At 42.2% G+C, this 24,925-nt stretch carries 26 protein-coding genes; 3 read left to right on the forward strand and 23 right to left on the reverse strand.

Annotated elements, in window-relative coordinates; translation table 11 throughout:
• Positions 1-13 precede the first annotated feature (13 nt).
• The 6 genes from L0992_20635 to L0992_20660 form a co-directional block, all read right to left on the reverse strand.
• Entirely contained in the window at positions 14-931 is a 918-nt protein-coding gene (locus L0992_20635; protein ID XGB68808.1) for a mechanosensitive ion channel family protein, read from the reverse strand.
• Between the two features lie 28 nt (positions 932-959).
• On the reverse strand, positions 960-2,573 hold the full coding sequence (locus L0992_20640; protein ID XGB68809.1) for a dual specificity protein phosphatase family protein: 1,614 nt from the start codon (positions 2,571-2,573) through the stop codon (positions 960-962).
• Between the two features lie 150 nt (positions 2,574-2,723).
• Positions 2,724-3,152 carry a hemerythrin domain-containing protein gene (locus L0992_20645; protein ID XGB68810.1) on the reverse strand — a complete coding sequence of 143 codons (429 nt, stop codon included), beginning with the start codon at positions 3,150-3,152 and terminating at the stop codon, positions 2,724-2,726.
• Between the two features lie 70 nt (positions 3,153-3,222).
• A complete protein-coding gene (locus L0992_20650; protein XGB68811.1) occupies positions 3,223-3,420 on the reverse strand; it encodes a hypothetical protein in 198 nt (65 codons plus the stop codon).
• Positions 3,421-3,428: 8 nt separating this feature from the next.
• The gene (locus L0992_20655) at positions 3,429-3,599 is read right to left on the reverse strand and encodes a DUF1328 domain-containing protein (protein ID XGB68812.1); all 171 of its coding nucleotides are present in this window, start codon (positions 3,597-3,599) and stop codon (positions 3,429-3,431) included.
• A 42-nt stretch (positions 3,600-3,641) separates the two neighbouring features.
• Complete coding sequence (locus L0992_20660; GenBank protein XGB68813.1) at positions 3,642-4,187, reverse strand: BON domain-containing protein; 546 nt, start codon at positions 4,185-4,187, stop codon at positions 3,642-3,644.
• A 335-nt stretch (positions 4,188-4,522) separates the two neighbouring features.
• Between L0992_20660 and L0992_20665 the strand changes: the two genes are divergently transcribed.
• Positions 4,523-5,863, forward strand: coding sequence for a sigma-54 dependent transcriptional regulator (locus L0992_20665; protein XGB68814.1), 1,341 nt, complete (start codon positions 4,523-4,525; stop codon positions 5,861-5,863).
• Positions 5,864-6,117: 254 nt separating this feature from the next.
• Here L0992_20665 and L0992_20670 read toward each other — a convergent pair whose 3' ends face one another.
• The 5 genes from L0992_20670 to L0992_20690 form a co-directional block, all read right to left on the reverse strand.
• Positions 6,118-7,542 (reverse strand): aspartate kinase, encoded by a 1,425-nt coding sequence (locus L0992_20670; protein ID XGB68815.1) that lies wholly within the window; start codon positions 7,540-7,542, stop codon positions 6,118-6,120.
• Between the two features lie 78 nt (positions 7,543-7,620).
• Positions 7,621-8,007 (reverse strand): ectoine synthase, encoded by a 387-nt coding sequence (locus L0992_20675; GenBank protein XGB68816.1) that lies wholly within the window; start codon positions 8,005-8,007, stop codon positions 7,621-7,623.
• Between the two features lie 13 nt (positions 8,008-8,020).
• Positions 8,021-9,286 carry a diaminobutyrate--2-oxoglutarate transaminase gene (gene ectB, locus L0992_20680; GenBank protein XGB68817.1) on the reverse strand — a complete coding sequence of 422 codons (1,266 nt, stop codon included), beginning with the start codon at positions 9,284-9,286 and terminating at the stop codon, positions 8,021-8,023.
• Between the two features lie 35 nt (positions 9,287-9,321).
• Entirely contained in the window at positions 9,322-9,855 is a 534-nt protein-coding gene (gene ectA, locus L0992_20685) for a diaminobutyrate acetyltransferase (GenBank protein XGB68818.1), read from the reverse strand.
• A 465-nt stretch (positions 9,856-10,320) separates the two neighbouring features.
• A complete protein-coding gene (locus L0992_20690; GenBank protein ID XGB68819.1) occupies positions 10,321-10,581 on the reverse strand; it encodes a DUF5062 family protein in 261 nt (86 codons plus the stop codon).
• 451 nt (positions 10,582-11,032) lie between these two features.
• Between L0992_20690 and L0992_20695 the strand changes: the two genes are divergently transcribed.
• Entirely contained in the window at positions 11,033-11,248 is a 216-nt protein-coding gene (locus L0992_20695) for a hypothetical protein (GenBank protein XGB68820.1), read from the forward strand.
• Positions 11,249-11,393: 145 nt separating this feature from the next.
• On the opposite strand, the gene L0992_20700 is transcribed toward L0992_20695, so the two are convergent.
• Both L0992_20700 and L0992_20705 read right to left on the reverse strand, forming a co-directional pair.
• Entirely contained in the window at positions 11,394-11,825 is a 432-nt protein-coding gene (locus tag L0992_20700; GenBank protein ID XGB68821.1) for a GNAT family N-acetyltransferase, read from the reverse strand.
• 120 nt (positions 11,826-11,945) lie between these two features.
• Positions 11,946-12,602, reverse strand: a complete 657-nt coding sequence (locus L0992_20705; GenBank protein ID XGB68822.1) for a QnrS family quinolone resistance pentapeptide repeat protein — start codon at positions 12,600-12,602, stop codon at positions 11,946-11,948.
• 320 nt (positions 12,603-12,922) lie between these two features.
• On the opposite strand from L0992_20705, the gene L0992_20710 reads away from it, so the two are divergent.
• Entirely contained in the window at positions 12,923-13,501 is a 579-nt protein-coding gene (locus L0992_20710) for a TetR/AcrR family transcriptional regulator (protein ID XGB68823.1), read from the forward strand.
• Between the two features lie 124 nt (positions 13,502-13,625).
• Here the strand turns inward: L0992_20710 and L0992_20715 are convergent, their stop codons facing one another.
• From L0992_20715 to L0992_20760, 10 genes are all read right to left on the reverse strand, one after another.
• Entirely contained in the window at positions 13,626-14,873 is a 1,248-nt protein-coding gene (locus L0992_20715; protein XGB68824.1) for an anaerobic sulfatase maturase, read from the reverse strand.
• 119 nt (positions 14,874-14,992) lie between these two features.
• Complete coding sequence (locus L0992_20720) at positions 14,993-16,738, reverse strand: arylsulfatase (GenBank protein XGB68825.1); 1,746 nt, start codon at positions 16,736-16,738, stop codon at positions 14,993-14,995.
• Between the two features lie 59 nt (positions 16,739-16,797).
• Positions 16,798-17,214 (reverse strand): sel1 repeat family protein, encoded by a 417-nt coding sequence (locus L0992_20725; protein ID XGB68826.1) that lies wholly within the window; start codon positions 17,212-17,214, stop codon positions 16,798-16,800.
• 160 nt (positions 17,215-17,374) lie between these two features.
• On the reverse strand, positions 17,375-18,580 hold the full coding sequence (locus tag L0992_20730; protein XGB68827.1) for an iron-containing alcohol dehydrogenase: 1,206 nt from the start codon (positions 18,578-18,580) through the stop codon (positions 17,375-17,377).
• Between the two features lie 177 nt (positions 18,581-18,757).
• Positions 18,758-19,201 carry a hypothetical protein gene (locus tag L0992_20735; protein XGB68828.1) on the reverse strand — a complete coding sequence of 148 codons (444 nt, stop codon included), beginning with the start codon at positions 19,199-19,201 and terminating at the stop codon, positions 18,758-18,760.
• Positions 19,202-19,244: 43 nt separating this feature from the next.
• Positions 19,245-20,660 carry a coniferyl aldehyde dehydrogenase gene (locus tag L0992_20740; GenBank protein ID XGB68829.1) on the reverse strand — a complete coding sequence of 472 codons (1,416 nt, stop codon included), beginning with the start codon at positions 20,658-20,660 and terminating at the stop codon, positions 19,245-19,247.
• Positions 20,661-20,949: 289 nt separating this feature from the next.
• The gene (locus tag L0992_20745) at positions 20,950-21,432 is read right to left on the reverse strand and encodes a MarR family transcriptional regulator (GenBank protein ID XGB68830.1); all 483 of its coding nucleotides are present in this window, start codon (positions 21,430-21,432) and stop codon (positions 20,950-20,952) included.
• 361 nt (positions 21,433-21,793) lie between these two features.
• Positions 21,794-23,008 (reverse strand): choline ABC transporter ATP-binding protein, encoded by a 1,215-nt coding sequence (choV, locus tag L0992_20750; GenBank protein ID XGB68831.1) that lies wholly within the window; start codon positions 23,006-23,008, stop codon positions 21,794-21,796.
• A gap of 2 nt (positions 23,009-23,010) precedes the next feature.
• Positions 23,011-23,853: a choline ABC transporter permease subunit gene (gene choW, locus L0992_20755; GenBank protein XGB68832.1), complete on the reverse strand. Its 843-nt coding sequence runs from the start codon at positions 23,851-23,853 to the stop codon at positions 23,011-23,013.
• Between the two features lie 95 nt (positions 23,854-23,948).
• Positions 23,949-24,920: a choline ABC transporter substrate-binding protein gene (locus L0992_20760; GenBank protein XGB68833.1), complete on the reverse strand. Its 972-nt coding sequence runs from the start codon at positions 24,918-24,920 to the stop codon at positions 23,949-23,951.
• Positions 24,921-24,925 lie beyond the last annotated feature (5 nt).

Here is a 24,925-nt window from a genome sequence, read left to right on the forward strand (position 1 = left end):
CCGCTATGTTATTCTAGGAAGCGTCATCGACAGCCCCAGTCATCATTCTAGACAGACTTTTACCGCCTTTGGGATCAAAATCAAGTGTTCTAATCGGAAACGGTATTGTCATTCCAGCCTCTGATAATGACTCTTTAACCGCTATAATACCGTCGTGCTTTGCGTCCATATAACCGAAACCTCCTGGGTACTCAATCCAAAACCAAACCAATAAGTTAACGCTACTATCAGAAAAGCTTGAAGCGTAAACCGTCGTATCTTCTTTCCGACTAACATAAGACTTTTGGTTTATCGCTTTGGTTATCACCTCAGCGGCTCTTTTGGGACAGTCTGCGTAGGAAATCCCCACAGGGATCTCGACCCTTCTTCGTCCTTTTCGACTGTAGTTCGTCAAAATATTTCGGAAAACCATCTTATTGGGAATCATGACGTGTTGACCAGAGAACGTTTCAACCAGTGTATTTCGTAAGTTTATTTTGACTATGGTACCCATGACATCGTTGGAACCAACAACATCGCCAATTTTAAAAGGTTTACGAATACTCATTGTAATACCTGAAATGAGGTTCTCAGTCATATCTTGAAAAGCAAAACCGATAGCTAAACCTAGAATACCGGCACCGGCAAGCAACGATGTAACCGTACCTTGGAGCCCAACAAAATCTAACGCGACAAAAAATCCAATAGTAACAATGGTAACCTTAACAATAGAAGCCAGTAAGTTAATGACTTCTTGAGAGTCGACAACTCTATTGCTCAATCTTTTAAACAACTTACCGCTTATGTTGGCAACAAAGATAAAAATAAGAAACGTAACAAAAGCAACAATCAGGTTAGGGATAAGTTTAATTGCTTCAACTAACCAATGCTCTAACTTACCCTCTATCAGATGCTGAAACTTCTCTAAGTTAAAAGAGAGATTCATTTCCATGGTGTCTCCTTCTTATTCAATATGCGGATTATTCAATACAAACCGTTAAGGCTTGCTTATCAATACTTATCTCCAGTGAATCAGCCGAATACGTCTCTCCATCAATCACGTATGAAATAGGTCGGTCAGAATCAATTTTAACGAGCTGTGCCGAAGCATAAGTAAAGTAACTAGCTTGTTCTTTCGCTCCGAGACTCGATAACAACAGATCAGATAGAGCGATAGCTCGTTTACTAAGTGAATTTGTGTTTTCCAAATAGGTAATATGCAGCTTCCCATCATCCGGCCTAGGAGGCTGTCCCCCTTGAGCAAGCACAGTACTAAAAGGGGAAGAGTTCGCCACGACCAAACTTTGTAGTTTCATACTTTGTGATGGTTGGTCATCGATTGAAATTTGAAAATGTTGATTATCGTCGGTGATTACTGCATTGAAGAACCCAGTCAAATACGCGAATTGCCCTTTTTCATTTTTTTGTTCTCGATGTGCGTAATCGATCATCTGTTCTTCAAATCCAATACCAAGAAGCAGTAATATTGGTTGTTGATTACAGAACGCCAGATCGATTCTTTTTGAGTTGCCAGATAAAATAGCCTCACACGCTTTTTCAACAGGCGATATTTTCGAGGTCAATCCATAAAGCATATGACATAGAGCGTTCGCGGTACCCAAAGGTATAATCCCGAGTTGTGTATCAGTCTTCCTAACTTGCCTTGCGACTTCACTAACCGTCCCATCGCCACCTGCAACGATAATATGCGCAGTATTCCGGTCTTTGGCCTGCTTAGCTAATATTTCTGCTGATACTTCTTGGCTAGTAAGAAAAATATCTAAACTGTACTTTCTCGTAAGTTCACGAATAACCTGTTGTTCATTCGCCAACCATTTACCACCACCTGCAACAGGGTTGGCAATAAGGCAAGCTTTATGGCCAAGAGTGAGCAAACCTTTATCACTGATTGCTTGAAGTGTTTTCAGTTGTAGATGGTTCAATTGGGCTGTACTTCGCACGTCGTTAATACTTTTCAAGACCTGCTCTACAGTAAGTGACGGATTTTTTGCTAAAAGATAGGCAGCTACGACAAAGACAGAACGTCCTCGACCGAGAGCACAATGCACAACAACCGATCTAGATTGATTGATTTGGGTATCGATCCAATTTATAGCATGTTTAAGCTTATGCATTTTAGGGACTTTATGATCAAGAACCGGGGTGTTTAAATAGCGAAATTGATCACCGGTCATTGCACTTTCTAAACCAGAAAACTCAGCTGTAACATCTACAATACAATGGATGTTTTGAGATTCTAAGAACGATAAATCTGAAGGGAACAAACGACGAGATACATATAAACCTTTTCCAACCTTCTGTATTGGTTCAACTTTATCTCTTTTAATTGCCCATGCATTGTACAGTCGAACACCTAAGAAGAATGGAATGAAGATCCATCTAATCCACCACACTATTTTCCCATCGCTAGTCTTCCTAAATATTGACGGCATATCGAAGATGTAGGCAACACTAACGATGAACATCGACAAACTACACCAGGCAAAAACACCACGGATTATTAGCTGTGGTATAAGAGCAGCAGCAAAAAAACAAGCTATAGCAAGAAGCATATAATATTTAATAATAAACATGTTACGCCTTAATTTATCCGTGAATTTAAATATATTTATCCGTAAATTTATCTATCTCTAAATTAAATAAAAGAAGGGCTCAAGAATGAGCCCTTAGCTTGATAACAAAGCAGTTTTATACTTATTTAAAGAATTTGATTACTTCGTGATTCAAGCAACCTCTTTTTCATATTTACGAGCTAATGTTTCTTTTTGTTCAGTATCTAAGACTCGACCTGCGGTTTGAAAAAAACGCTGCTCTTCTTCTTCTAAATGATGTTCAACCTTATCTCTTAATGTTTTCATTAAAACAAGCCAAGCTGGTGAAGACATCTCTGTATCATCGAGTTGAGCGAGTATTTTGTCGATTCCATGATGTTCAGCGATTCCATGTCTAGTCATGTCAATGGATTGATCACTCTCGATCAAAGGTGCATAAAAATGGCGCTCTTCTGCAATCGCATGCTTGGTTAACTCATCCTTAAGGTTAACATAGAGTTCTTGCCTAGCTTGTGTGTCTCCCGAAGTTTGGAGTAACGCATCCATCAAAAGTCGTTGCTTTTCATGACTGTCTTTGAGCACATCAAATATATTTTTCATGTCTAATTCCTACTTCATTGGTTTATTTTTATGAGGATTTTGGCATCTCATTGCACTCTAGATGACAGTTCTAGCAATCTTCATCTTTCGCATCTAAATGCTCTTTAATATTTTCACAGCTATCTTCTATTGCGTTTTGAGTATCCTCTACAACCTCATCTACATTTTCCCCGGCTTGTTCCATCGGACCTTCATCACTACATGCCGCAAGTGCAAATGTAATACCCACAATAGTTAAAAAACGGTAAGCGTTCGATTTGATGTTCATATAAACTCCTAATGTTTGTTTTTATTCAGCAACATAATTACCACTGAAACCAGTAGTGATATTGCAAATATATAAAATATGATCTTTGCTACTGTCGCAGCAGCCCCAGCGATACCACTAAATCCCAATAGGGCGGCAATAATTGCGACAATAAAAAATATTAGCGACCAGCGAATCATCGTTATTCCCCAATTTTTAATAAATTACCAATTGTAGAGAGGTTAAATAATATTTAATTTATCCACCACTTTCTCTACATTCGGGGTATTATTTGCTATAGATAAAGCTAAGTCGTGTTCACTGCTTGATGAAACTGAACCTTTCAAGATAACCACACTGTTTTCGGTTTTAACTTGAATATCGCTACCACTAACATTGGTATTCATTAATAAACGAGTGATTACCAGTGTCTTTATGTGAGCATCAGTCAAAGCTTGTACGGCTGCGGGTGTTTTTTCTTTGTCTTCATCAATCACTGTAAGTTCGTTTTTTACAGACTTAACGTCATCTAGGCTTAGCACTAACTCTTCTGCCAAATCTTTCTCTGTTTCATTTTTAACCGAGCCAGTTAAAGTAACCACTCGATTTTTAACGTAGGTGTTGATGTCAAATGAGTTTAAATTAGTATTCAGTAATAAAGTCGTTTCTGCTTTTCCATCAATCCACGCATCGAAAGTTTCTTTTTCCCACATGCTATTAGCAAAAACAGTTGATGAAGAAGTTGCAATCAAAGTAGCTAATAATATTTTACTTGCAGTATTTCTCATTAATTATCTCCTCTAGTTAACTGACACTTGTACAATTGCAACCAGCATGCCAACTTTTTAACTGACTGAAAATAAAGGATTTACACTTTAATTTTGAAAATTTACCATTGGTAAAATAATCGGAAGTGTATTAATTACACGAGTATTTTGTAAAAATTATCATCAATGGAGATCCTAGAATAATTAATATCAATACTATTAATTAGCCACTTCTACTATCAGTAATATTGTAACTACATTTAAAAGGTGGCGTATAGTAAATGATAGATTCGTATTTGAAGGACATCATGTTATTATCAAGGTCGTTTTCTGTCGTACAAAAAGAGAGTTAAATCATGTCATTACCGACACTGTTTATAGAGTTAAAAGATGAATTATTGCGGTCTAAAATAAACTCTCTAGATGAATTATCAAGCTTTGAAATAATTCAAAGTACTATGGATGTTCATTGGATTGACAAGCTACAACAACTGCAACCAGATACTGCTATTGTTGAAGTCTCTCGATTTACTAACGATGATTTTAAGTCCTTATCGAGTGCAACTGGATTGGACGAAATGGACTTGATTATTATCAGTACAGGTACGCCAAACAAAAATTTAGACATGATGATGAACCATGGCGCAATCTTCCATTATAGAAAGCCCGTCGACATGCAAATATTGGAAGATACCCTTGCAGACTTCAGTCAATACTTCCTCCAGAAGCAGGAAGAAGGGCGTAAAGTGTCCACCAGCGATTTAGACCAGTTCGGTATGTTAGTCGGTTCTTCTAAGCCCATGCATAAGCTGTATCGAACTTTAAGAAGAGTCGCGAAGACTGACACCAATGTTTTGATTGTCGGCGAAAGTGGGGCAGGTAAAGAATTAGTCGCACAAACGATTCACCTTGCCAGTGATCGTAAAAACCAACCTTTTATTGCGATCAACTGCGGTGCTATCAGCCCTGAGTTAGTTGATAGTGAATTATTTGGTCATGAAAAAGGCGCTTTTACAGGGGCGAATCGCACACACCAAGGGGTGTTTAGGCAAGCAGAAGGTGGCACATTGTTTCTCGACGAAATCACCGAAATGCCACTTGAACACCAGGTCAAATTACTACGAGTTTTAGAAACAGGTGAATATCGCCCTGTAGGCAGTAATGCAACGAGTATCGCTAATACTCGAGTCATTGCAGCGACAAACCGAGATCCACAAGTCGCTATTGAAGAACAGTTTTTGAGAGAGGATCTCTATTTCAGGTTGGCTCACTTCCCCATACATGTCCCTCCATTGCGTGAAAGAGGCGACGACATCGTCGGCTTAGCAAAACATTTTATTGCTCATCGCAACGCAAATGAAACCACTGCGAAGACCATTTTCACATCAGCGCTTCAAAAAATATCAGCCCATGCATGGCCAGGGAATGTCAGGGAATTAAAACACTGTATTGAAAGAGCTTTTATATTGGCAGATGAGACGATTAAAGATGAACACCTAATTTTTGATACTCCTCCTTTAGAAACAGGGACTACCGTTGAGGATATGATTCCGGCGGGTGTTTCTCTCGAGAAGATTGAGAAAGCGGCGATTATCAATACGCTCGAAGAAAATGAAGGCAACAAAAAGGAAACAGCACAAGACTTGGGAATCAGCATCAAAACGCTTTATAACAAGCTCGATAAGTATCAAGAGTAGTAATACTCATATCTGATGTTGCTATGTGAAAGGTGAAAGGTGAAAGGTGAAAGGTGAAAGGTGAAATAGCCGATAACCGAATACTTAATAAATCACCGATTAATTCAAGAAAGTACAGTATCAACACGAAAATCAAGTAACGTTTACCGCATCTGTGTGATCAAAATAGATACAGGCGATCGTTAATTTGCAGTTGATGTTTTGCTTTTCCATGAAAATTTAACAGTGGAGGGTGAGCCCTCCACTGTTAAATTTTATGCTGCATTCACCGATGTCTCGGTTCTTTTATCTTGGTCAAAGAATTCTTCATGCAACGCGCAAATCGCTTGTTGATACTTGTCATCACTCACAACAAATTGCACATTTACGTTTCTCATAGACGAATGTAATGCAATAGGCGTAACACTATGGTTCATCAAAGCCAATACACCATTAGCGAGCGTTTTATTGGTATCAATTTGAGAACCGATCGCTGAGATTATAGCGACCATTCGACCTGAAATAGATGCCTGAGGGTAACGTTTCTCAGCCTTATAAGACACCTTGTTTAAACTCTCGGTGCTACCACCTAGATAATAGGTAATAGAATTGGCGTTCATCTCTTTACCAATAAGGTTCACTCTAGCATCTGCGATAATCTCCATTAACTCATAACTAACATTGTCCGCCTTACCGACCATTCCCTGGTCAAAAACATGTAACGCATATACCTTCTGTTTTCCGGCAATGATCTCAATGTGATTCGTGTCTGGTCGGTAATCAGAAGAAATCAGTGTTCCCTCATGTTCTGGCTCGAAGGTGTTTTTGATTTGCAGTTCTATGCCACTTTCTCGTAACCCAGCAGCCGCATTAGAGTGAATAGCTTCCATACCAAGGTTAGCCAGTTGATCGGCAACATCATAATTAGTTGCCCCAATCGGTTTAACCGAACCTACACCAACGACTTTTGGGTCAGCCGAACTAAAGTGATACTCCTTATGGATGATCGCCAATGATGCCTCAGTAATAGTAGCGATACGACTAAACGTCATCTCACTGTAACCACGATCATAAGTATGCATCAAACCTTCTTTGCAATACGCATAACCAGTTACTATGGGAAGCTCCTCAGTAACATCAATGTCAGAGAAAGCCTCTCTAATCGTATCGTCCAAACTTTGAGGGGTTTTGTTGTCCCAACCAGAAAGGTCAACAAAGGTCGAATTTATACCAATGTTTTTTAATTTAAGAGCCGTGTTGTATGCACTATGTGACTCTCCAATTGAAGAAAGAAACTCTCTAATCTGTGGTAAATAATGTCTCAGTGAAAACTGTCCGTATTGGCACGTTTCAAGAATGTTAGTAATACAGTTTTTGGCTTCTGAAATACGAGACCGGATGAACTTATCTGCTCTCATACGATTCATTGGATCTGCAAAAATATGCTCATTGGTCAATAGCATGCGGCGTTCAATATAAGATAGAGCATCCTTCCACGAATCGTCACGCATCGCTATCAATTGATAGACACCAGGCTTACCTGTTTTTTTACATTCCAACAATGCATCCGTCATACCGCTGTAAGCGGACACAACAAAGATTCGGTTATAAGGATTTTGAGGGCGGAGAATAATATTGTCGAGCACAGCATCAAATGCTGTCATTGATGTACCGCCGATTTTTTCTACGGTAAACGTCATAAAAGACCTTTTGTTCTTGAAGAGATTAAAGACTAAATAATAGGGAGCGGGGTGAGATATCACCCCTGAATATATGGGTTAATCAACGAGTGGATAAACGCCGTTTTCATCGTGTACTTCAGCGCCAGTAATTGGTGGGTTAAACACACAAGCCATTGTCATTTCTTTGTTTTTATATGCGCGTAAATAATGCTCATCATTCTTATCTAGGATGTACAACGTACCGGGTTTGATTGGGTAAGTTTTACCACCAACGACTTCAATCTCCCCTTCACCACTCATACAAAACACAGACTCCAAGTGGTTTTGGTAATGGATATGTGTTTCTGTCGCTTCGTAAATTGTTGTGATATGAAAAGAAAATCCCATATTGTCATCTTTCAATAACATGCGAGTGCTTTCCCAGTTATCCGATACAATACGTCTTTCACTATTACGACATTCATCAAGTGTTCTAACAATCATTTTACTCTCCCTATTACGATGCTTTCTTGAAATGCTTGGTTGCTACCACTTCAACTGAGTCTTCGAAAATAGTTAAACCTTGCATCAATTCCGATTCTGAAATGGTTAATGGACAAAAGAACTTCAAGATTTCATCGTTTGGACCTGCGGTCTCAATTACCATGCCCTTGTCAAAACACACTTTTGCAATCTCATCAGCTGTGTTCCCAACTTTACATTCAATGCCAATCATCATTCCGCGTCCCTTGCGTTGAACAAATAGCTCAGGGAAACGCTTGAGATTGCGTTGAATGACATCATCGACCATGCTTGAGCTACGTTGAATATGATTTTCAAAATCATCATTTGACCAATACATTTCTAACGCTTTAGCAGCAGTAATGAACGCATGGTTGTTACCACGGAAGGTGCCGTTGTGTTCTCCCGGCTCCCACTTGTCTAGTTCAGGCTTTAATAAAACCACAGCCATCGGTAAGCCATAACCACTTATCGACTTAGATAGCGTAACGATATCTGGTTTTATACCTGAAGGTTCAAAGCTAAAAAACGTTCCTGTTCGACCACAACCGGCTTGAATATCATCCACAATAAGTAGGATATCGTGGGCTTTACAGATTTTGCTTAACTTCTGTAGCCACTCATTTGAAGCGACATTTAACCCACCTTCACCCTGAACCGTTTCCAATAAAACGGCAGCAGGTTTATCCATACCAGCGGAATTATCGGTTAACATCGTTTCAAATAATTTTAAACCATCGATTCCAGCGTAACCTTCAAATGGCAAACGCGTAACGTTGTTGAGATTTGAGCCCGCACCTTGCCTGTGGTGTTGGTTGCCTGTAGCAGCCAATGCACCCGCCGTACAACCATGAAAACCATTGGTAAATGCAACAATACTGCTTCGACTTTTTACTTTTTTCGCCAACTTAATCGCTGCCTCAACCGCATTTGTTCCTGTCGGGCCGGTAAATTGAACTTTGTAATCTAATGCTCGAGGTTCCAAAATAAAGCGACTAAGAGCTTCTAGGAATTCAGCTTTGGCTTTTGAATGCATATCCAAGCCATGTGTAATTCCATCCATTTCAATATACTCAAGTAAAGCTTGCTTAAGTATTGGATTGTTATGACCGTAATTGAGAGATCCTGCTCCAGCAAGAAAATCGAGGTAACGATCACCTTGTTTTGTTTCAAGCCAGCAGCCTTTTGATTTAGCAAAAGTGACTGGAAAACTATTCGAGTATGAACGTACGTTAGATTCCTGCTTTTTAAAAATATCCATGATAAGGCCGTTATTTGATTCCTATAAGTTAATGATTATTTAAGGGGTATTCGATACAAATACTCAGTATCGTGCAGCCCTTTAAAATGAACATTTTCATCTAAGAAAGTGGTCACTTTTCCAGTGCTACTATTTTTTGCGTCTAGCTTTTTAAAGAGTGCCCAAGACGCTTGATTTGACTTAGTAATGGTTGTTTCAATAGCTTCTATACTCTTCAGCCACTCTCGACGAAGTAAGCTGTTCAACATCTTGTAAGCTAAAGAGTGACCTCTAAATCGAGGGGCAACTGCAACTTGCCAAATAAAGAGAACATTAGGCTCACTCGGTTTTTGATAACTCGAGATAAAACCCGCAAGCTCACCTTTGTTCTCAACCAAAATACAAGTTTTACTAAAGTGAGTGGATTGCAAAAAATTGCAATATGACGAGTTGGTGTCTAGTGGCGGACATTCTGAAATCAGTCGATAAATGCCGTTGCCATCCGAAGCTTTGGGCTCGCGAAAACTCCATTCTTCACTCGTTTTTTCTATCACTTCTGGACACAACACCCAAGGCGCTGATGTAATCATACCGAGAAATTCCTTTGAGCTCTAATTAAATTCCTTTTTATTATGAGCATTTACTCCCTACTAAGATCAATACCTTAACTTTAAAAAACAAAAATTAGTGACATGATTCACATTTAGTGGCGGTCAGCATGAATTAAATAATACTTTGAGTTCTAATGTATTTGATCGATGGAGATCTTAAGAAAATGTCTTTAACCGAATAAGCGTCAAAAGAAGGTTAGAGTCATTAGTAAATTATGTGCTCAGATTGCCAATCAAGCGGCATAAATCACCAACACTCTCAGTGTTGAACATTCTATCGAGTAGATAGCAACGCTTCGAATGGCAGTGACTCGTTATCCACTATTAAAATATCGGCCTCAAAAACAAAAAACCTAGCGAGAGCTCGCTAGGTTTCTTATCTAACATATCGATGAATAATGAACTCAGAGGAAACGAGTCCAGGAATATCAGCTTGGAAAAGGTTTACTTCAAGGGATCATTGTCAGGCAATGCTTTATGTATCCATAGCGCCAGACGCTTTTTAATGTTTGCCCCATCAAGCTTACTTTCTGGTAACGGCGTGATCTGATTTACTTCAACAAGAAACAAGTACACCGCTTTAACCTTGATCGGTTGAGATGAATTCGGCAAATCAAAACCTTGTAGTTTTGCCATCTTAAAACCGACTTCAACTGCTTTTTTTACCAGCTTATCTTCATTAATGATCTTCGCGGTTTTCGACATGTCATCTCCATCATCTTTATCGAGTGAATATTGAGTATATCAAACAGAATCTTAGACAAGATTACAGTGATCCCAATTCAGAAAAATCGCTCCGATAAATAAAGTAAAACGAATTACAGATTCAAATCAAATGCCAACCCAATTGACATTGAAAACATGAATGATAATACGCAAAAAGTCTCTTAATAGAAAACTCAATAAATGAGATCCTCAGTCAAGAAACCAAAAATCGAACAATTTTTGACTTATCATTCAAAAAGATACGGAATACTATGAATAATCATATAGATAATACCAATTCTATCAATGAGAGATAACTTTATGTTATTTAATCAGTTTTATAATATAAAGACTTAGATCATGTTTACAGTCACCTGTAGTGAAAAAGTTATTTACAAAACACTCACTAGAGAAATAGAATAAACCCACTAATTTTATACTGGTGTTAAAAATGCGTTACCTATGGGCTTCATTCTGTCATAAAAATCCAATTCCCGGACGAATCGTTCATGTCCTTGTTATGTTGGTAGCGTTAGCTTCTATCGTCGTGCCACTGATTTCCAAAGATGCCACAACCATCATCGCCTCACTATGTGTCGCGCTTGTATGCTTTGTATTGTTTGTGTTCTTTGCGATGGCCGATAAGATGCGTTCAGGTATGCATTAATCCCAGATATTTGCCAAGCATTGTCTTTTTTAATTTCATTATAAAATGCTGGCTACCAATTACGGAAAAGCCCAAAGTTATTAGCTTTGGGCTTTTCTTCTAGCGACTGTGGTTGATTACAACCGAGTGATACGACAACCGAGGCTTACAGCGTCATATGCAGAATTGGAAATGGTTTTCCCATGTCATCAAGTGGAGAGCGTGATTCAATTTTGAACCCCATGTGCTGATAAAAACCTACCGCTTGTGGGTTTTGCTCATTGACGTCAACTTTGGTAGCTGCCAACTGCTCAATCGCATGTTGCAACAACACCGTACCTACTCCTTGTCCTCGAACTTCATTCAAAACAAAAAGCATCTCGACTTTTGCATCATGGACACCCACGAAACCAATAATCGAACCACTTTCATTTTTAACGCATTTCAAAGAAACCGCAGGGAATGCATGTTCCATGATGATAGGTTTAAAAAACTCAATATCTTCTTCTGTAATAAAGTCATGAGTTGCTCGGACTGAATTTTCCCAAACCTTAAGCATTTCTGCGTAATCTTCAGGAAGCACATTTTCTATAGTCATAATTTTTCTCTGGATTGAACTGAATATAAACATGTGCAGCCGCGAGGCCATAGTGTAACAAGCGTTAGTCATACAAAACAACACTGTTCACTATTCGCTTTCCTAGATCCACCCACTCTATTAATCGGGCATCACAACAATGCCCATAATTTCAAGCAGTTGCTCTTGCTGCCAAGCCACAATTTTAATTCCAGATGTATCGACCTTACGAGGGTCTAAACCGTCTAATTCAGCATGGCACAAGTTTGCGCCTTGCATGCTGAACTGTCCCCATACATCTTCCGAGAATACACCGCGGCTGAGATCCGATTCTTTCAGTGATGCACCAGCAAGGTAAGTGCCTATCCAGCGATTTTCAAACAACTCACACTTTTCTAAGCAGGCCTGTTCAAAGTTGGCGTAAGACAGGTTACAACCCGTAATATACGCCGAGCAAAAATACATGCGATTGCTCACCTGGTTAGCAAAATTTGTTCGCATAAAGTTGGCGCCCTTCAAATCACACTCACGCAGCTCTATCCCATAGCAATTGGCGTTACTGAAATTGGCCATGGCGAGCTGACAATTCTGAAAACTTGCATCACGCAAATCTGCAACATCGAAGTGGCAGCCCTCGATGTCTCCTTGCTCTATGAACTTACAATTGATAAACGTTGCATCACGTAAGTTTGAACGCCTGAAGTCGCATCGGATAAAAGTGCATGCGGTAAATGTCATTTCAGACAGATCTTGATGAGCAAAACTGTGTTGATGATAAGTGCTGTTATTGGTGTCCATTTAGCCCCCTAAAGAAATTAAGCTAAGACTACCATTGTGATCTTCAGAAAACACCAAATTAAAAACCAATAAAAACAGCAAGTTAAAACACCCCAATTTAGCCATTTTAAGGCCCCAAACGGGCGATTTAAGCATGTTATTTCCTGTTATTAGAACGCGCTTATTTTGAAAAAAGTTTTGCTGCTTAGAAGGCTTAACAGAAGATAAAGTCACTTCGACGAAACGAGTCAATTATAGACTACCTCCTAACGCTCTAGACTGGACGGTTGGTATGCATCTCGCTACACTAATCATCATTCTCGGCATAAAGAGTAAGACCAATGAAAGACATGCGACAAGCTATGCTCGATGCAGGGTTTAGCCTTATTAATGAACACGGATTTGCTGGCGTTGGCCTGATGAAAATCATCAACCAAGCCGAAGGGACTAAAGGTTCGTTTTACCACTACTTCAAATCCAAAGAGCACTTTGGTGAGATCCTTCTAGCCGACTACTTTGATGAGCACCTAGTTAAGCTTGATGACTTTCTGAGTGATGAAACTCTGTCTCGTCGTGACCGCGTTAAAACCTATTTCGAGTTTTGGTGTGCATCGAAATTGACTGAAGACTTCAATATCCAGTGTCTTGTGGTCAAGCTAGCGGGTGAAGTGTCAGGCTCTGCTAACCCGTTACAATCGACCATGGCTGAGGGTGCAGAGAAGATCATTCTACGTATGGCTAAGCTATTCGAAGAAGGCAATGAAGCGGGTGATTTCAATATCGCAGATCCTGAATCACTATCTCGCACGCTTTATGGCTTATGGCTAGGCTCAACGCTAATGGCAGCGATGCAGCGCAACCGTTCGATCCTGGACAATGCCATGGAAGAAACATTGCTTGCGATGAATTCAAAAGATTAACCCGTTCCTACACGTTAAGAGGCTCGCTTGATATAGCGAGCCTTTTGTTTTCAGGCTTGTTCGTTTTCTACCTAGATTTATTCTTTTTCTACCTAAGATTTTGCTTATCACGTCATTGGTTCACTTATCCCATCCGCGACGCTATGTTATTGGCTTTTAACAAAGCATTGAGCACCGGATCGATATGCCGAAAGAACTTCAACCACCCTTCACATAGGTAATTTAGCCCAGCCTCACCATCACGACTGTTGATAATTCGGTTCTTGGGGCACTCACCATGACAAGCAAATTTAAACTCACAAGTTTGGCACTGTTTGGGTAACGACTTTTGCTTCGCGAATCCAAAGGTTTGCTGAGCGGGTGAAAATGCCAGCGTCGATAGGGGCTTCTCATGAATATTGCCCAACTGAAACTCAGGAAAGACGTAATGGTCGCATGAGTACACATCGCCATTAGGTTCAACCGCTAACCCTTTTCCACAGATCTCACTCAGCGTGCACATGGTACTGTCTCTTCCCATCCACACACCAACGAAGTTTTCAAAGTAAGGCACAAGCACTCGGCCAAAATCGCGTTCGAACCACTCATCAAAAACCGTCGAAAGAAACTGTCCCCACTGCGTAGAACCGACGCTCCAAGGCTCAACTTCACCAGAGACAGGAATGATCGCTTGTTGGTTGCTCAACCATTTATTGTTGGAGTGAGCCTCACGCTTGTCCACCACAGGGATGAACTGCAGCTGCTTTGAACCCACTTCGTCACGCAGAAAACGATAAACCTCTAACGGGTATTTACCCGTCACATCATTCACACAGGTTAAGGTCGCAAACTCAACGTGATGTTTTTTTAAATAACCGATTCCACGCATGGTTTGAGAAAAAGTGCCTTTGCCTGCGCGATTTGTGCGGTAATGATTATGTAGATGCTCGGGGCCATCAATACTCACACCGATGATAAAATCATTGTTCTTGAAGAACTCACACCAATCATCATTCAACAAGGTGCCATTGGTTTGAAGGTCGTTGCTGATCTTGCTGTGGTTAGGACAGTATTTTTTCTGTAACGCTACGACCCTTTCAAAGTACTCAATGCCGAGCAGAGTTGGCTCACCACCATGCCAAGAAAAGATAATCTCCGGCGTATTCTGCCCCTCAATATACTGCTTGATATAGAGCTCTAGCCGCGCTTCATCCATCACATATTGAGATCCTTTTGGGTATTCAAGCAACTGCTGTTTATCTAAGTAATAACAGTAAGTGCAGCTGATATTACAGACCGCACCAATGGGTTTTGCCAACGCTTGAAGCTTGCTGTGCGCCTTGCCGTTAAATTGCGGAACCGAACTCAGGTTTGATAGTGATAAGGTCGTCATGAAGAATTCCTCGATGTAAAAGTTATTGTATTAGCCAAAACAATTCGTAATTCCTTTACACGGTGCTCATCGGCCAACCAAGCCTGATGGTATTAGGTTAGCCGAGTGGTTTGTTTCCTCTATTTCACGTTCTCGAACGGGTTCCACGCTTCATCAACTGGCACAATGTTTTGAGCTTTTTCGTACTCTTGATACTCAGCAACCATCTCTAGGAACAAGTCTGGCATTTGGTTTCTTAAATCATGCTGCTCAGCCGGGTCTTTTTTGGTGTTGTACAGGTGCCATTCACTGTCACCGCCCATGCCTGTAGAAATTCGGATGATCTTGTAATCCCCTTTGAGCAAAATGCCACTACCGAACAACTCAAATGGAATCGTATTATCGGCACTGTGCACCTCTGTAGTTTCTCCCTTAAAGTAAGGCAACAAGCTCACACCACTCATCGGCGCCACTTCACGACCTTGATATTCTGTTCCTGGATGTTCTACATCGGCGATTTCAAGAATGGTGGCAGCGATGTCTTTTACTTGTGACAAGTCATCGGTTTGGGTACCAGGTTGCAGTGCTTGATCGCCCTCTAAGAGCGCTTTCGCAGGCTTAACAATAAAGGGCACTCGAATACCGCCTTCTGCCGTGTACGCTTTATACCAAGACAAACCACCGGTAGACGCACTCGCCCACTCAGGACCTAATGAAACACTGGAGTTGACTTTCCCCAAATTTTCCGTCGAGTTGTCAAAGTGATGTGCCGTCCATGTTCGAATCAAATCACTGGTGTTTTCACCGGTGATATCGGTCGCTTCAGGGCCGTTGTCTGCCAGATACATAATGTAAGTATTGTCGTATTCCCCAATCTCTTTTAGGTAATCAACAACCTGACCGACTTGTTGGTCTTGCATCTCCATCATGCCCATTGCCACCGCCATCTTCTTGCCATACCACTCTTGTTCTTTCTCAGACAAAGAGTCCCAAGGACGACTTAATGAATTGCGACTTGAGATATCGGCATCTTTAGGAATAACGCCCATCTCCTTCATGCGTTCAAAGCGATCTTCACGGATCGAATCCCAACCATGCTCGACGTAGTAATCAACCTTGTCTTGATACGCTGATTCTGGTGCTTGCAGCGGAAGGTGTATCGCAGTGAAAGGAAGATAAGCAAAGAAAGGCTTACCGTCGTCTTTCTTGCCATCGATCATCTTGATGAGTTCATTGGTGTAAACTTGGTCTGAGTACTCACCTTTGTATTTGTCCTCAACCACTTCACCGTTTCTGTAGGTAGGCTCAACTTCAACGCCGGGAATGTCACCTTTTTGCAGCGCATCTGCTGTCGCTGCATTTTTGGCTGGGAACATCATGTCGCGGTTAAAGTGATTCGAACCACCCGCTAAAATACCGTAACTTTCCGAAAAACCTCTGTCGTCTGGTAAAAAACCATCATCATGACCTAAATGCCATTTGCCCGATAAATACGTGTTGTAGCCATTTTCTTTGAGCAACGTAGCCACGGTTACGCCCTTCTTGGTCAGGTAACCTTCATAGCCCGGCTTACCAATCGCGCCCGGATAGACAGCATAATCAAAGGTACCTAGCCCAACCTCGTGGCTGTTCGCTCCAGTTAACATCATTGAGCGAGTGACTGATGAGGTCGGTGATGCATGAAAGTTGGTGAATTTAACCCCCTCTTCAGCAAGCGCCATCAAGTTCGGTGTTTCGACTTCTGAACCATAAGGCTGGGTATCAGCAAAGCCAACATCATCACCGACAATAACAACGATGTTCGGCTTGTCTGATTCGGCGGCGAGGGCAGCGCTACTTGCAGCGGCCATCGCGGTGAATACTAGGGATTTCTTGAATGTCTGCATAAGACGTCTCCAATAGCTGTGATTAGCTTTTCTGTGATTAACTTTGGTTAGAATCTGAATTAGTGCGCGGCTTGGGACATCCAATGTAATAAGTCGAGCGCAGGGTCATAATCTTGAGCAGCTGCCAAACCGATCCAGGTGACAGCTTCCGCTTGGCTAACCTGAACGCCACTTCCAGAGAAGTACATTAGGCCAAGCTGTGTTTGAGCTTCAGGGCTACCGGCACTGGCTGCGGTTTCAAACCACTCCGCCGCTTTCTCGTCATTCTGCTCAACACCATCACCGCTCAAATACCGATAAGCGAGAGTAAGTTGTGCTTCAGAGTGTCCTTCATAGGCCTCATCCAACACCTGAACGACATCTCGGTGCTGTTCAGATAAGGCCACAGAGCTTTCGCTGCCAACACTTGCCTTGGCAAAAAACAGAACCGCCAAAACACCAGTCAGAATCGCGGTAGTTAAACGTTTATTGAACATTTATTTCCTCCTCAGGAATAAAGGTCACAACGTCCCTGTCGCTTGAATTAGGTGAAAAGTAGAAACGGCGCGATGATGCACAAGCTCGATAGCAATACGTTTTCAATCTTCATAACTTTTCCTCGATTTACAGTGAATTTTGGGATGCTTAATCAGACGACTAAATTGATTTTTCTATAATCTGTTCAATCGTTTGTTTTGAGATTGGGTAGAACTGGAAGCAGATATCTTTCTCAATCGCTTGAGCAATATTGCGCTTCTCTTGGTCATCAAATTCCCAGCTACTGAAACGCTTCATCGCACCAACTTGGGTTTGGAAGTTGTGTAAGAAATCCAACACTCGTTGGTAAATCATCTCGTCCGTTCCAGTGCTCTCTAGCGAGAATGCTTGAGCCAATTTAATTGCGTTCGGCATATAGAATTCCGGCAGGGCTTCAATCACAACCGGCATCAATACCGTGTTGGCATCGCCATGAGGAATATGGCTAATCGCACCAAATGCATGAGCACAGTTGTGGATTGGGATTCCGCCCAACGAAGAGTAGAACGCAGAGATCGCCATAGTGCTCGCTTGAAGAAGATTGCCGCGTGCTGTGAGATTTTCAGGTTCCTCAAGTGCCACGGGTAAGTTTTCAACAATCAGTTTTGCAGCTTGGATACCGTAAGCATCGGTAAAAGAATTGCTCATTGGCGAAACAATCGCTTCAACCGCATGTGTAAGTGCATCCATCGCAGTGGAGCGAGTAAGGTGAGCAGGTAATTTGGTCGTAACTGTAGGATCAAGAATCGCGATGTCAGCTTCTAAACCAGACGCCACTAAACTTGCCTTGATGTTTTCATGCTCGTTGTAAAAAACCGCAATCGGAGAGGCTTCCGCGCCAGTCCCCGCCGTTGTCGGTACGGCAATGTGAGGCACTCGAATGTCTTCATTGTTTGGCCAAACTTCCATAAAGCCACCGCCTGCAATTACGGTACGGATATCATCAATCTGCTTATGAAGTGCGTATTTCACGCCCTTAGAAGCATCAATCACGCTGCCTCCACCGACAGACAAAATAGCGTCTGCATTCAAGTTATTAGCAAACTCAATCGCTGCGTTGATGTTGTCGCAAGTCGCGTCTGGCGCAATATCGGTATACACACCAACGAGCTGAGTCGTTTGTTGATTTGCTTCTTGATTCACAGTCTGGTTTGCAAACAACGCTGAGAATTGCTCAACAAAGCCCAGAGACTCCAAACCTTTGTCAGAAAAAAGCACGACTCTTTTTGCGCCTAAGCGAGCAAACAGAGAAGGGATATTTTCGATGCCGTTCTCTTGAGCATGAACAATGGTTTTCAGTTGAAAGTTAAAGTTATTGGTAGTCATGGTGTTTACCTCGTTTATGTTTGATGACTAAACAATAACCAATACAAACCGGTCGGTCTAGAGTGTTAATGTCAAAGATATGTCAATTAAGATCGTTGAGGATCATTTGTCGAAAACGAAAAAAGCCCGCAAATGCGGGCTTAGGAATATTAGATTCATCGAGCTGAACGACAGAGGTTAACGCAAGTGAGCGGGTACCTTTGTTTTGTCTCGATTGAGATAGTAGTAGAGATAAACCAAAGAGTAGACGGTCACAAACGCATCGAGCGCAAACACACCACTCCAACCATAAAACCACTCATAGTCATTAATGCAGACGTTGTATAAGAAGATCCCAACAAACATCGACTTCTCAAATGCGCTGTAAATCATGGTCGAAGTGCGCAGCGATTTGTACTTGGCCGAGAACATCAGCAACACACCAATACAGCCAACCATCACACCCCAGTGCTGATATGTCCCCATCAAATACGTACTACTGTCCAACATCGTATCGTTGTAAGAGAACAGGGTCTGCATGCTCCAATCAGGCGCAAGAAAAGTAGCGAAAGCCGTAGCCGTTAAGAAACCAGTAACCATCAAATACGCTTTCATGGTTCGTTCAAAAAATCGTTCTAACATAAAAATAACCTCTCAAAATAAACAGTGTCATATCAACAGTGATTTACTGACCAAGCATGCTCATCACTGCTGTTTTTAATTCGTTTTCTTCTTTTGCAAACAGATGCTTAACTCGATGATCTAAGCCCGTTTCCAAGACTGTTTTGGCATGGGAGAAAGTGATAAACCCTTCTTTACCGTGATAATTACCCTGCCCTGATTCACCAATGCCACCAAACGGCGCGTCGTCTACCGCCAAGTGGAAAACACAGTCATTGATACACATTCCACCGGAATGAACTTGGTGCTTAACCTGAGACTGTAAACTCAAATCAAAGCTCATCAGATACAGCGCCAAAGGCCTTGGTTTACTATTGATGATTTGGATCGCGTCTTCGATATTTCGATACGTAATCAGCGGTAATAGCGGGCCGAAAATCTCTTCGTTCATCACCTTGGATGACAAGCTTGGTTCAACAATCAGATGCGTTACCAATCGTTGGCAATCTAAGTCCATCGCGTCGTCATGGCAGGCCACGGTTCGAGTTCCCGCTTGTTGTTCTTCATTCAACAAACCCACTATGCGGTCGCATTGGCGAGGGTTGATTAGAGACGTCAAATTCTCGGAATAAACCCCTTCATCAAACAGCAGTTGGTATTGTTTTTTGTATTCCTCAATAAAACCTTCGAGTTTGTCTTCCGGCAGCAATACGTAGTCAGGTGCGACACACACTTGGCCGTTATTAAGGCTCTTGCCGTAAATGATTCGCTCTACCGCAATATCGATCGGCATGTCTTCTGCCACGATAACTGGCGACTTGCCACCTAGTTCAAGAGTGACGGGAGTTAACGTGTCAGCTGCTGATTTCATCACTTGACGACCCACTTGGGTTGAACCCGTAAACAGAAGATGATCAAACGGCAACGCGGAAAACGCCGCGGCAATGTCAACCTCGCCTTCAACCAAGCACACCTCATCGGCATTGAAGACTTCATCCAATAACTGTCTTAAAACATGATTGGTTGCTGGCGTAAATTCACTCATTTTGATCATGGCGCGATTACCCGCGGCCAAGGCTGAAATAAGCGGGCCGATGGATAACATGATAGGGAAATTCCATGGGGCAATGATCCCCACAACACCTTTAGGCTGATAAACCACTTCAACGCGAGAAGTTGAAAGCAAAGGCCCTGAGTGGCGAATCGAAGATGTTGACCAATGTGGCAAACACTCGATGGTGTGATCGATATTTCCTAAACAAGGAAGTATGTCGGCCATCAAAGTATCTTGTCGGCTGCGGTGACCATAGTCCTCACTTACTGCTGTACACAAACGGTCTGTGTAATCGATCAGAGCAGATTTCAGCGCAAGCAACTGTTCAATTCTCACCGCCACAGTGGGCATCGGATCATCTGCAAAAGCTTCCTGCATACTCTTCAACGTCGCTGTCATTTGTGTAGCCGTCAATTCATGTTTCATACATCACCTCGTGGTTAAGAGATGCACACAATAATACAAAACAAACCGGTCGGTCTATACTTATTTTGTCAGATAATCGTCAATGCTGTCTGAAAGAAGTGGCTAGATATTGAATAAATAAGAGATAGTAAATTTGAAAAAGTGGGAAGCAGAAAAGGATAAAGAGAAGACAAATCAGCCTGATATAATCAAAGAAATGGGGAATTGCAGGATCAAAAATGGCCGCTTAAAGCGACCATTAAATATTATTTTAATACATTGTTTTTAAACAATTAATCCAACTAGCTAACTAGCTCTTAGCAACGTTGGCAATGCCTTCAAGCTGTAGAACTGGTGCAGCGTCGATGTCTTCCGCATTCATCATTGACGACACGCGTTGCATCGAAGAAAGCAGTAGGCTTTGCTCCCACGGTTCTAGGTTTTGGAATTTTTTAACGAAGTTATCTTGCAGCGGCGGTGGCGCATTGTTTAGCAGCTCTTGGCCTTTTTCCGTCAAGTTTGCATGCACTTTACGACGGTCAGCAACACTACGGATACGTTGTACGTAACCATTCAACTCTAGGCGATCGATGATCGTCGTGGTTGTGGCTTGGCTTACATTGGTATGATTCGACAATTCTTTGATCGTCACATTACCCATTTCTTGGATTGCTCTCATTAGAATTAATTGAGGGCCAGTCAAACCATACTCTTTACTCAGCTTTTTCGAGTGTAAATCGATAGCGCGAATAATTTGTCGAATAGCGACCAGGATTTCGTCATGTTTGTCCAAGATGCAGACCTTTGTACTAATATACTGTGAGTGGTTTTACAGCGTCGAAGCGAAGAGCTCTCATGAAATCGGAGTCAGGACCGCTCGAATTACACTATAAATTGATAAATTACGTCATTAATTTTTCCGCATTGTACTGATGTTCATACTATTCTCAATCTTTTCTATGCCTCTGAATTTGCGCAGGGCTACACTTTTGCTCAATGAGTCACGATTTTCGCTCTTATATCGGCTAACAAGGTAACAAAAAGCCAGAAGTCGTTAACAAATAAAAAAGCGGAGCAGTCAAATAGGTAGCGAGATTGTGATGGCCTCACTACCTATTTAATGTTTCGACATCTGACTATTTTAGTTCAAAAGATTAAGCAGCACTGTTTAGTTGAAAATTACCGGTCAGCGCGTTGTAGAACTCGCTGTTATCCAAGATCCCAACCAATTGATTGTCTTCAACCAGCAAAATCGGATGGTTACTGATCTGCTTGAGCTTGATCGCATCACGCATACCAATTTCAGGACTTACCACTACGACACTCGACGCGTTGATAGCCGTTAAGTCGTCAGACTCACTCCACTCAACAAGTGCCAACGTCGGTTCACCTTTTACCGATAAAGCACCTTCACTCTGTTCAATCCAGAGATCTTTAGAATCGCAGATCTTCCAGCTTTCATTCTCTTGAGTCAGTGAATCAAGAGGCTGCATCAAAGAACGCCCTTTAAGTACATTCAACGGGTTGGTGTGAGCAACAAAGTCCTTCACATATTCCGTTTTCGGCGTCAGTACGATCTCTTCCGGCTTACCGTGTTGGATCAGTTTGCCAGACTCCATGATCGCGATGTTGTTACCAATCTTCAGCGCTTCATCAAGATCGTGGCTCACGAACAGAATCGTTTTGTTAAGTTTGCTTTGCAGTGTAATCAGTTCATCTTGAAGCTGAGCACGAATCAATGGGTCAAGCGCCGAGAACGGTTCATCCATCAATAGAATGTCAGTGTCCATGGCAAAGGCACGCGCTAAACCGACACGTTGCTGCATGCCGCCAGACAGCTCATGCGGGAATTTCGTTTCCCATTCAGCTAGACCAACCATTTCAAGCTGTTCACGCGCCTTAGCACGACGAACATCTTTGACGACACCTTGCATTTCAAGGCCAAACGCCACGTTATCTAACACGGTTAACCAAGGCATTAAGGCGAATTTTTGAAACACCATAGAAACGCGGTGAGTACGTAAATGACGCAGTGTTGCTTCGTCGCACTGTTCGCCTAAATCAACCAGCTTATCGCCGTCTTTGATTGCCAATGAACCACGGCTGATCTCATTCAAACCATTTACGGCACGAAGCAACGAAGATTTACCCGAGCCCGATAAGCCCATCAACACACAGATCTCGCCTTCTTCAACCGTTAGAGAGACATCATCTACGCCCACGACTTGGCCTGTTTCATCAATGATCTCTTGGCGAGTTTTCCCTTGGTTGAGTAGCTCGAGCGCTTGCTTCGACTTATCACCAAAAACAACATCAAGGTTTTTAATGGTAATCGCGTCCATTCTCTTTTTTTCCTGAGAGCTAGACATGATTAAGCCTCCTTCTGATTAGGTGTTTTGCACAAGCGATCAAGAATGATAGCGACCAATACAATCGCCAGCCCGGCTTCAAAACCTTGTGAGATGTTCACTGTGTTCAATGCACGAACAACAGGTTTACCAAGCCCGTCAGCACCGACAAGAGCGGCGATAACCACCATCGAAAGCGACAACATGATGCACTGAGTAACACCTGCCATAATGCTTGGCAGAGCCGCAGGTAATTCCACTTTGAGTAGCAGCTTCATACGGCTAGCACCAAAGGCTTTACCTGCTTCAATCAACTCTTCAGGTACTTTGGTCACGCCCAAGTACGTCAAGCGTATTGGCGCGGCGATAGCAAAAATAATGGTCGAGATTAAGCCCGGAACGATGCCTAAGCCGAATAGAACCAAGGTCGGGATAAGGTAGACAAACGTTGGTACCGTCTGCATTAAATCGAGGATTGGGCGCAGTAAGGTATACAGCCAAGGGCGGTGCGCAGCCATGATGCCAACCGGTACGCCAATTAATACGGAAATCGTTGTCGCCGCAAAGACGAGAACAAAGGTTTCCAGCATTTCTTGCCAGTAGCCAAGGTTGAGGATGGTCAGTAGCGCCGCGACAACGAAGATCACCAACGACAATTTACGGTGTAAATACCAAGCAATCGCAGCGGTAATCACGATAGGGAGCGCAGGCGGCATCCATTTAAATACATCGACTAAAAACAGAATAACGGTTTCTAAAAAGATAGAAATAGCGTCAAAAAAGCCTGCTGCGTTGATTGTTAACCAATCAACACCAGCTTCCATCCATTGTCCGACAGGGATTTTGTTTTCCGTAATAAAATTCACAATATTGCCTTTTATTATGGGTGGGCTACTTCAAACCAATCGATAAATTGGTCAGCCCACCTTTATTATTTATGTAGCTGTTGAGATAAGTAGAACTAAGCTTTAACTTGTTTTAGGTATTCAGTAACCGCTTGAGTCGCTGATTCACCTTTATGCGTTTTTACGTTGTCTAACCAAGCTTCCACTTGTTGTGGATTGCTGTTCAACCATTGTTGCGCCGCTTTTTCAGGCTTCACATTCTGGTTCAGAATCTCTTCCATCAACTGGTTTTCCATCTCTAGAGTGAACTCTAGGTTCTGTAGAAGCTGACCGACGTTTGAACACTCAGACAGGTAGTTTGAACGAACATTGGTGTAAACATTTGCGCCACCGTAGTTCGGACCGAAGAAGTCGTCACCACCAGATAGGTATTCCATCTCAACGTTGCTGTTCATTGGGTGTGGTGCCCAGCCAAGGTAAACAATCCATTGGCTACGACGTGCTGCGCGTGATACTTGCGACACCATGCCTGCTTCGCTTGATTCAACTAGGCTGAAATCTTTTAGACCGAAAGCGTCAGAGTCGATCATCGATTGGATTAGGCGGTTGCCATCGTTACCAGGCTCAATGCCGTAGATACGGTCTTTAAATTTGTCAGCATGCTTTGCTAGGTCTGCGAAGCTTTTCACACCGGCGTCGTACACGTACTTGGGTACAGCGAGCGTGTATTTCGCACCTTCAAGGTTGGCACGAACAGTTTCAACGGTGCCCGCTTCACGATATTTAGCAATATCGCCTTCCATAGTTGGCATCCAGTTACCTAGGAATACATCAATGTCGCCATTGGCCATAGAAGAGTAAGTTACGGGTACTGAAAGCAGGTCTGTTTTGGTTTTGTAGCCAAGACCTTTCAGTAGCTCAGAAGTGACTGCCGTCGTTGCGGTGATGTCTGTCCAACCGACATCAGCAAAGCGAACGTTTTCACATTGCTGTGGCTCAACAGAAGCGTTAGCCGCAAATGCAAATGAACTGATAGCGAGTGTTGTTAACGTTTTTGTCGCCACGTTCTGAATATTTAGAGTCGTCATAATGG

Source organism: Vibrio pomeroyi, assembly GCA_041879425.1.
In the GTDB taxonomy this organism is placed as follows: domain Bacteria; phylum Pseudomonadota; class Gammaproteobacteria; order Enterobacterales; family Vibrionaceae; genus Vibrio; species Vibrio pomeroyi_A.

Excerpts from the sequence above, each read along its gene's own strand:
- L0992_20635 (XGB68808.1), bottom strand. The coding sequence starts at position 931 with ATGGAAATGAATCTCTCTTTTAACTTAGAGAAGTTTCAGCATCTGATA.
- L0992_20640 (XGB68809.1), bottom strand. The coding sequence starts at position 2,573 with ATGTTTATTATTAAATATTATATGCTTCTTGCTATAGCTTGTTTTTTT.
- L0992_20645 (XGB68810.1), bottom strand. The coding sequence starts at position 3,152 with ATGAAAAATATATTTGATGTGCTCAAAGACAGTCATGAAAAGCAACGA.
- L0992_20650 (XGB68811.1), bottom strand. The coding sequence starts at position 3,420 with ATGAACATCAAATCGAACGCTTACCGTTTTTTAACTATTGTGGGTATT.
- L0992_20655 (XGB68812.1), bottom strand. The coding sequence starts at position 3,599 with ATGATTCGCTGGTCGCTAATATTTTTTATTGTCGCAATTATTGCCGCC.
- L0992_20660 (XGB68813.1), bottom strand. The coding sequence starts at position 4,187 with ATGAGAAATACTGCAAGTAAAATATTATTAGCTACTTTGATTGCAACT.
- L0992_20665 (XGB68814.1), top strand. The coding sequence starts at position 4,523 with ATGTCATTACCGACACTGTTTATAGAGTTAAAAGATGAATTATTGCGG.
- L0992_20670 (XGB68815.1), bottom strand. The coding sequence starts at position 7,542 with ATGACGTTTACCGTAGAAAAAATCGGCGGTACATCAATGACAGCATTT.
- L0992_20675 (XGB68816.1), bottom strand. The coding sequence starts at position 8,007 with ATGATTGTTAGAACACTTGATGAATGTCGTAATAGTGAAAGACGTATT.
- ectB (XGB68817.1), bottom strand. The coding sequence starts at position 9,286 with ATGGATATTTTTAAAAAGCAGGAATCTAACGTACGTTCATACTCGAAT.
- ectA (XGB68818.1), bottom strand. The coding sequence starts at position 9,855 with ATGATTACATCAGCGCCTTGGGTGTTGTGTCCAGAAGTGATAGAAAAA.
- L0992_20690 (XGB68819.1), bottom strand. The coding sequence starts at position 10,581 with ATGTCGAAAACCGCGAAGATCATTAATGAAGATAAGCTGGTAAAAAAA.
- L0992_20695 (XGB68820.1), top strand. The coding sequence starts at position 11,033 with ATGCGTTACCTATGGGCTTCATTCTGTCATAAAAATCCAATTCCCGGA.
- L0992_20700 (XGB68821.1), bottom strand. The coding sequence starts at position 11,825 with ATGACTATAGAAAATGTGCTTCCTGAAGATTACGCAGAAATGCTTAAG.
- L0992_20705 (XGB68822.1), bottom strand. The coding sequence starts at position 12,602 with ATGGACACCAATAACAGCACTTATCATCAACACAGTTTTGCTCATCAA.
- L0992_20710 (XGB68823.1), top strand. The coding sequence starts at position 12,923 with ATGAAAGACATGCGACAAGCTATGCTCGATGCAGGGTTTAGCCTTATT.
- L0992_20715 (XGB68824.1), bottom strand. The coding sequence starts at position 14,873 with ATGACGACCTTATCACTATCAAACCTGAGTTCGGTTCCGCAATTTAAC.
- L0992_20720 (XGB68825.1), bottom strand. The coding sequence starts at position 16,738 with ATGCAGACATTCAAGAAATCCCTAGTATTCACCGCGATGGCCGCTGCA.
- L0992_20725 (XGB68826.1), bottom strand. The coding sequence starts at position 17,214 with ATGTTCAATAAACGTTTAACTACCGCGATTCTGACTGGTGTTTTGGCG.
- L0992_20730 (XGB68827.1), bottom strand. The coding sequence starts at position 18,580 with ATGACTACCAATAACTTTAACTTTCAACTGAAAACCATTGTTCATGCT.
- L0992_20735 (XGB68828.1), bottom strand. The coding sequence starts at position 19,201 with ATGTTAGAACGATTTTTTGAACGAACCATGAAAGCGTATTTGATGGTT.
- L0992_20740 (XGB68829.1), bottom strand. The coding sequence starts at position 20,660 with ATGAAACATGAATTGACGGCTACACAAATGACAGCGACGTTGAAGAGT.
- choV (XGB68831.1), bottom strand. The coding sequence starts at position 23,008 with ATGTCTAGCTCTCAGGAAAAAAAGAGAATGGACGCGATTACCATTAAA.
- L0992_20760 (XGB68833.1), bottom strand. The coding sequence starts at position 24,920 with ATGACGACTCTAAATATTCAGAACGTGGCGACAAAAACGTTAACAACA.